The 1,002-nt window shown below is 67.6% G+C and carries 1 protein-coding gene; it reads left to right on the top strand.

Annotated elements, in window-relative coordinates; translation table 11 throughout:
- The first annotated feature begins 444 nt into the window (after positions 1-444).
- The gene (locus tag ACRWNP_RS37130) at positions 445-768 is read left to right on the top strand and encodes a hypothetical protein (protein WP_431969421.1); all 324 of its coding nucleotides are present in this window, start codon (positions 445-447) and stop codon (positions 766-768) included.
- Positions 769-1,002: the final 234 nt, after the last annotated feature.

Here is a 1,002-nt window from a genome sequence, read left to right as displayed (position 1 = left end):
CGAACTGCTGAATCTCGCGGCGGCCGTTCTCACGGCCGAGGAGATGAGCCTCTTCCGCGGTTGCCTGACCGCACTGCGTTGCGGGCAGAAACTCCAGGAACGCCGTATCGAGGTCAGCGGCGCCGTCCTCACCGTCTACAGCAGCTGATCCGACCCGTATCCCACATTTTTGGATTGCATTTCACGGGGCATTTAGAAAAATGTGCCGGAGCGGGCGACATGCCGGAAGCGGATCACTCCGGAGAGTGTTTCCAGGGCCTCTCGGCAAGGGCACCCGGATACCGGCTCCCAAAGCTCAGGAGCGGTTTCCCCCCGGAATCGGCGCCATGATGACAGGTCGCCCGTTCGGCCGCCCGGACCCGATCGGCGGAATGAATGCGGCGCGAGTCCCGAGTAACGTCTGGCGAGCCATCCGGCAATTCACCGAGTTTGAGGAGAAATGCGGTGAGAAAATTCGTTCGCGCTGCCGCGACGGCGGCACTGGCCACGCTCGCCATGGCGGTGCCCATGACGGCGACGGCATCGGCCACCCCGTCCCACTCCGCCTTGGGTACCTACCGCAACGCCGGCCACTGGGGTGGGGACCACGGTCGCTGCGGGCCACGCCTGTGGGGGTACGCCAGGTGGGACGACCGCTGGGACCGCGGCCGGGGCGGCTACGGCCGCGGCGGCCATGGCCGGTTCGGCTACGGCCACCAGCGCCACGACCGCTTCGGGTTCGGCCGGTACCGACTGGACCGCGACTGTGACTGCCGCTACCGCTACTGAACCGGCCACCCATGACGTGGGCCCCCGGGAGGGGACTTTCCCGGGGGCCCACCCCTGTGCGCATTCCGCTCCGCCCGACCCGCCGCTCAGCTGCTGTAGACGGTGAGGACGGCGCCGCTGACCTCGATACGGCGTTCCTGGAGTTTCTCCCCGCAACGCAGTGCGGTCAGGCAACCGCGGAAGAGGCTCATCTCCTCGGCCGTGAGAACGGCCGCCGCGAGATTCAGCAGTTCA

It is taken from the genome of Actinacidiphila sp. bgisy160, assembly GCF_965342435.1.
Classification (GTDB): domain Bacteria; phylum Actinomycetota; class Actinomycetes; order Streptomycetales; family Streptomycetaceae; genus Actinacidiphila.
This window is presented reverse-complemented; position numbering and strand designations above follow the sequence as displayed.